We start from the raw sequence: 6,758 nt of genomic DNA on the forward strand, positions 1-6,758 counted from the left end.
CCAAAAAGGCGTGTATAATTTAGGTGTTTCTACAGATCTATTTCTATATTTTTGGTTACGTTCTGTGAAGACATAAACTTCAGAGCGATTTTAGGCGGTTTTTGGTCGAAGGTTCTCAATTAATGTCAATTCAGCAGGATTAAAATAATCAATTAAAGGCATATCAGCCGCTTCCCGTAGTTCAGCTAAATAAAAATCGCTTTTTGCTTTATTATAACCCGGAGCCTGAGTATTAAGAATGGCAATTTTGGTAAAGTATTCATCAGCAACTGCGTTCCGGTTTACTACATTAAAATTTACAACTGCTTGAGAGATATCTTTGTTAAAGACAGAGTTGTTAGAACCGCTTATATACATTAAAAGGAACGGCCTAACTTTTATTCGAAAAATACAATCAAATTTAACTCTGTATTGTTCATTCACTTTGATATATTCATTGGTCTCAACATCTCTAAATAAGCTTTTAATATATCCATTAACCTGATCATGAAATGCCTTTTTGCTATCATTGACATCCTCTTCTTTTGAATAGCTTAGAATTCGGCTATTAACAGACGCAACAATGAACTGACTAAGTTCTAATACTAAGGATGACACTAATTCTTTCTTATTGGTAGTTTTATAAAAATAATTTATATTTTGTTTTGACTGAGTTTGTTTGATTTTGTAATATTCAATTATCTGTGTATTGATTCTAGTAACGATAGGTAATTCATCAATTAAGCCTTGGTCATTATATTTATCACGATGCAGCCAACCGCCATCGGAAACAATAATTTTATCTTCTTTAACGCTTAGAAAAACCGAAACTACACAATTATTGAGAGTAGTAAATTGAGTAATTATTTCTATAGTTTCTCCTCTAGCCCTGTATTCTACAAGGTTACAGATATCGGACTTAATTGTCTCGAAAATACTTACCAATCTATCGTCTACTTTATTCAAAATCTATACCTTTATGTAAATCTAGGTGTTCTGCATCAATAAATAAACTTGCCTGAAAACTAAGAGCGGGCCTTCCACCACTATCCATTAGGATTTTAGCTTCTCTACAAAAGCAGGCAAATCCAAAATCTAAGTCAGATTGAATTCTTGCTACATTCTCGTCTATCTCAAGGGTGCGAAATGCAAACTCTACTCCCTCTTCATCATACTGGTGGAAGTGTGGGGTAAATACGCGTCTTTGAAGAATAGGGAGAGTTTCATTTCTATTTTCATGCACAACTCCATCTGCGTCAAACCTGAAGATAGGACGCTGAAAACTTTCTGAAAAGATCTGAAACCCATAATCGCTATATTCGCTAATTTTCTGCTTACCAGTAAATTTCCCATTTGATCCGTTCTGATATCGTAACTCCGAATTGAAAGATGTATACTCCCAATGAGAACCAATTCCCCTTGTAAAAAGAATTGGGCGATTAGCAACAAACTTTATTTGACTCAACAAGGACGAATACAGATTATTATTCTCCCTTATGTCCCGACACCTTTTAAGCATACAAATATGTATTTCTCCCCCAACCTACGCAATCCCCTGAGATTTCGCAAGAGTGAAAAGGGATTGATTTTTGAGATATTCCTAATCCGAGGTCTATGTCTTTACTGGCCATAAAAGGTCTGTTGGGATACAGGCATCGGAATAGAGCTTAACAAGTGTAACAAAAAAGGTCTGCAAAACACAGACCTTAAAGTAAAACAATTTTCACGCCAAAATCCCCTTCACCAACTTCCCCTCCACATCCGTCAGCCGAAACCGCCGACCCTGAAATTCGTAGGTCAGTTTTTCGTGATCAACGCCCAGCAAGTGCAAGAGCGTCGCCTGAAAATCGTGGACGTGGACCGGGTTTTTGATGATGTTATAGCCAAACTCGTCGGTTTCGCCGTAGGTGATGCCGCGTTTGACACCGCCCCCCGCCATCCACATCGTGAAGCAGCGCGGGTGGTGATCGCGGCCGTAATTGTCTTTCGTCAGTTTGCCCTGTGAGTAGTTTGTGCGGCCAAATTCTCCGCCCCACACCACGAGCGTGTCGTCCAGCAAACCGCGTTGTTTCAGGTCCTGCACCAGTGCTGCCGACGCCTGATCGGTCGCTTTGCACTGTTTGGTGATGCTCTTGGGCAAGTTTCCGTGCTGATCCCAGCCCTGGTGATACAACTGCACAAATTTTACATCACGCTCCAGTAACCGACGGGCCATCAGACAGTTGGCCGCATACGTCCCCGGATTCCGGGCCGATTCGCCGTATAGATCGAACACCCAATCCGGCTCGTCGGACAAATCGTTGACTTCCGGCACCGACGTTTGCATCCGAAACGCCATTTCATACTGCGCAATGTGGTTCGACACTTCCGGGTCGCCGTAAATTTCCTCCTGCACCTGGTTCAGATCCTTCAGCGCGTCGAGCATCGACCGCCGATCCGACGAACTGTAGCCGTTGGGATTGCTCAGATACAAAACCGGGTCGTTGCCGGAGCGAAACTGCACGCCCTGGTGTTTCGATGGCAAAAAACCGTTGCCCCACAACCGGGCATACAACGGCTGATCCTGCGGGGCGTCTTTCGACACCATCACGATGAAAGCGGGTAGATTTTCGTTAGCCGACCCCAGCCCGTAGCTCACCCAGGAGCCAATACTGGGCCGCCCGGCCAGTTGATTTCCGGTCTGAAAAAACGTCAGCGCCGGGTCGTGGTTGATTTGCTCGGTGTACATCGATTTGATGAAACACAGGTCGTCGACCACTTTGCCGGTATACGGCATCAGCTCGCTCGCCCACGCGCCACTTTTGCCGTACTGGGCAAATTTGTAGGGCGAACTCACCAGCGGCAGTGCCGATTGCTGGGCGCTCATGCTCGTCAGCCGCTGGCCTTTCCGCACCGACGCGGGCAGGTCTTTGCCGTGCATCTTTTCCAGATACGGTTTGTAGTCGAACGTCTCCAGTTGCGACGGTCCACCGCTTTGAAACAGATACACGACCCGCTTGGCTTTCGGAGCACGGTTTGGCACGGTTTCAATCCGTTCGGCCGGGTTGGAGAAAAGCTGCGAAGGCAACAACGACCCCAGCGCCAGCGAGCCCAGGCCCCAGGAAGCTTTGTTCAGAAAAGACCGCCGGTTGAAGGTGTCGGCCAGACTCTGCGCGAGTTTCTCTTTCATAACTTCTAATGTTTCGTAATAAACGCTTCCGAATTCATCACCGCACTGGCGACGACGGCACCAGCCGCGAGGGCGGGTTTCTCGGTTGGTTCGGTCAATTTGTATTCGCCAGCGTCAATCCAGCCCTGCATTTTGGCGGGACTTTTCCGGAATTTCTGGTATTCCTGCTGGTATAGTTTCGTCAGGATCGTCAACTCTTTTTCGACCGGTTTTCGGCTGGTCAGCAACCGGAAAAGCTGGGTCAACTGGTCGGGCAGCGGTTTGCCGGGTGCAATCGACCGGGCGGCCACCACTTTGGCGGCTTCGACAAACTGCGGATCGTTGAGCAACACCAGCGCCTGCAAGGGCGTGCTGGTTTTCTGCCGTTGCACCACGCAATAACTCCGCGAGGGCGCATCGAAGGTGTTCATCGACGGGGGCGGATTGGTTCGACGCCAGAACGTGTACAGACTCCGGCGGTACAGTTTTTCGCCGGTATCCTGTTCGTACGTTGTGTTGTTCACCGCCCACAAGCCTTCCGGCTGATACGGTTTTACGCTTTCACCGCCCAACCGACCCGACAACAAACCGCTCGATGCCAGTGCATTATCCCGAATCATCTCGGCGGTTAACCGAAACATCGGGCCACGGGCGAGCCACGTATTTTCGGGGTCTTTCTGCTGCAAATCCGGTCGCCCGCGCGACGATTGCCGGTAGGTTGCTGTCATCACCAGCAGTTTCTGCATGGCTTTCACGTTCCAGCCCGACTCTCTAAACTGAACCGCCAGCCAGTCGAGCAATTCGGGGTGCGTGGGCAAATTGCCCTGATTGCCGAAGTTGTTGGCCGATTTCACCAGACCGGTTCCGAAGTACGTTTGCCAGTAGCGGTTCACGGTCACCCGGGCCGTCAGCGGATTGTCGGGATGCAGCAGCCACTTCGCCAGACCGAGCCGGTTTCTCGGGTATTCCTTCGGGAACGGCAACACGCTGGCGGGCACGTCGGGCTGAACCGGGTCGCCGGGGGCATCGTAAACACCCCGTTTGAGAATGTGCGTTGGCCGGGGCGTTTTCATGTCTTCCATCACCATGATTTCCGGAATGTCCTCCGCAATCCGGTTTCGCTCCGCCCGCAGTTTCTGCAATTCGTCGCGTTGTTGCTGATAGGTTGTCGAAACCGTGCTGAGATAATAGTCCTTCAGCGGTTCGCCTTTGACGGTGGGCAGGGTTTGGGTCGATTGAACCAGCGCCTGCACTTCCGGGGCCGTCAATGCGCGGTTGTAGACCACCAGTTCATCGATGGCACCTTTCTTGAAACCGGGGCCACGCATGTCCGCGCCGACCATCAACCCGGTTTGCTTGCCTTTAAAGAGAATGTCTTTGTACAGATTATCCTTTTCGGTCACCAGTGCGGTTTCTTTTCCATCCACGAACAGTCGCAGACCGTTCGCTTTGCTCGAACCGTCGTAGGTCATCGTCAACTGAATCCATTTTTCTTTCGGCAAAACCTGCTTCCCGATCCGAATAATGCTGTTGTAAGGCCAGGTATGCGCCATCAGCAGCTCCGGTTTGCCGTCGCGCAGGTTCAGGAAATACCCCCGAAAATTGTACAGAATATCGCCGTTGCCCTTGTGAACGAGAGCCGCCTTGGAAACATCTTTGGGAATGTTGACCCAGACGCCGATGGAGAACGGTTGCGATCGGTTAAAAATACCGACATCGCCCAGCGTCAGAATATCGTCGCCGTTGGACTGAAACGCATTACCACGTTTGCCCGGCACCAAAACCGGGTCAAGCACTTTGCCGCTGTCTTTCTTGCTAACGGCGTTCAGAAACTTGCCATTCGCCAGTTTGTCGAACGTAAAATGGGCCTGCAAGCCTTTCCGAACATCGAACGGAATGACCGATGCGGTTTTGGCCTGCCATTGTTCAAATGCCGGTTGTTCCTGCTGAACCGTCTGCCGGATCGCGCTTTCCGTCGCCTTGATTTTGGTATCCAGAAACGTCAGCAGGCTGTCGTGTTTCGGCTGGCTCAGCAACATCGTCGGCACCGGCATGGCATCGTCCCAGGAGATTTGCCCGGCTTCGTCCACGTTGTTGAAAAAGGCGAAGAGGCTGTAATAATCTTTCTGTGAAAACGGGTCGAACTTGTGGTCGTGGCAACGCGCGCATTCCACCGTCAGGCCCATCAAGGCGGTTCCGACGGTGTTGGCGCGGTCGGCGACGTATTCCACCCGAAACTCTTCGTTGATAATCCCGCCTTCCATATTCTGCGAGTGGTTGCGGTTGAAGGCCGTCGCCAACCGTTGTTCCCGCGTCGCATTGGGCAGCAAATCGCCCGCCAGTTGCCAGGTCACAAACTGATCGAACCGCTGATTCTGGTTAAACGACTTGATCACCCAGTCGCGCCAGGGCCACATCGGCCGGTAGCGGTCGACGGTGTAGCCGTGGGTGTCGGCATAGCGGGACAAATCGAGCCAATCGACGGCCATTTTCTCGCCGTAATGGGGCGATTTCAGCAACCGATCCACCACTTTTTCGTAGGCATTCGGCGAACGGTCGGCCAGAAAAGCCTGTTGCTCTTCCACGGTGGGCGGCAAACCGGTCAAATCCAGCGTAACCCGGCGGAGCAGGTTTTCCCGGTCGGCTTCGGGAGACGGTTTCAATCCCTTCTCCTCCATTTTTTGCAGCGTAAAATAGTCGATCGGATTTTTGGGCCAACTGGCGTCTTTCACGGTCGGCAGTTTCGCCTTTTCCGGTTTGAGCAGCGCCCAGTGCGGTTTGTACTCGGCCCCATCCTCGATCCATTTGAGGAGCACGGCTTTTTCGTACGGGGTCAGAACGCGATTTGAGGATTTCGGAGGCATCATCTCGTCTTCGTCCGTCGTCACCAGCCGGTAATACACTTCGCTTTCCGACAGATCGCCGGGGACAATGGCGTGTTTTTTGTTCTTCGCTTTTTTCAAAGCCGCCATCGCCCCTTCGCGGGTTGCCAGTTCCAAACCACCTTTCTGACTGGCCTTATCGGGACCGTGGCAGAAAAAACATTTGTCGGACAGGATCGGCTTCACGTGCAGGTTGTAATCCACCTTCTCGGGAAGCTGATCCGCCAACGCTTCAATTTCAGCCGGTTTTTCCACCCCACCACAGCTTTGAATCAGCACACTTCCGGAGAAGCACGCCAATCCCGCCATCCACATCCCAATACGGCTCGTCATTTTTAGCTTCATTCTAATCATTGACTCCGAACAGAACAAGTGAGACCATTTTCACTGCAATTTCGGCTTTTTTATTTTGTGCTATTCCAGTATTATACAAGAATTTACCCACTTTTAGTTCGGATACCCCGGATTCTGCGGTTTCAGGTTCGGGTTGTTGAGCATCTCCTGCTTGCCCAGCGGCAACAGCAAATGCTTCTCCTGCAACGGCTGGTTCGAACTCGGGTTCACGTGACCCACGAAGTTGTCGAATCCGTTCGTCTTGTCGTTGTAGACTTTCCGCAACCGAACCATGTCGAACCACGTGATCTGCTCGTAAGCCAGTTCGTGCCACCGCTCCCGCCAAACCGCTTCCCGGAACGTCGCTTGTGTGTAGGTCCCCAGAGCAGGGGTCGTCAGCTTGGCCCGGTCCCGAA

5 protein-coding genes are annotated in these 6,758 nt (G+C 50.6%); all 5 read right to left on the reverse strand.

Annotation, left to right across the window (positions count from 1 at the left end; translation table 11 throughout):
* Window positions 1–90: 90 nt before the first annotated feature.
* The gene (locus tag DUE52_RS22715; RefSeq protein ID WP_114408343.1) at window positions 91–945 is read right to left on the reverse strand and encodes a hypothetical protein; all 855 of its coding nucleotides are present in this window, start codon (window positions 943–945) and stop codon (window positions 91–93) included.
* Entirely contained in the window at window positions 938–1,447 is a 510-nt protein-coding gene (locus tag DUE52_RS22720) for a hypothetical protein (protein ID WP_133299918.1), read from the reverse strand. The genes DUE52_RS22715 and DUE52_RS22720 overlap by 8 nt, the downstream gene beginning before the upstream one ends.
* A gap of 255 nt (window positions 1,448–1,702) precedes the next feature.
* Complete coding sequence (locus DUE52_RS22725) at window positions 1,703–3,148, reverse strand: DUF1501 domain-containing protein (RefSeq protein ID WP_114408345.1); 1,446 nt, start codon at window positions 3,146–3,148, stop codon at window positions 1,703–1,705.
* 5 nt (window positions 3,149–3,153) lie between these two features.
* The gene (locus DUE52_RS22730; RefSeq protein ID WP_229312272.1) at window positions 3,154–6,342 is read right to left on the reverse strand and encodes a DUF1553 domain-containing protein; all 3,189 of its coding nucleotides are present in this window, start codon (window positions 6,340–6,342) and stop codon (window positions 3,154–3,156) included.
* Between the two features lie 114 nt (window positions 6,343–6,456).
* Window positions 6,457–6,758 (reverse strand): RagB/SusD family nutrient uptake outer membrane protein (locus DUE52_RS22735; RefSeq protein ID WP_114408347.1); only part of this gene is annotated, 302 nt, incomplete at its 5' end.

It is taken from the genome of Larkinella punicea (assembly GCF_003334855.1).
Lineage (GTDB): Bacteria > Bacteroidota > Bacteroidia > Cytophagales > Spirosomataceae > Larkinella > Larkinella punicea.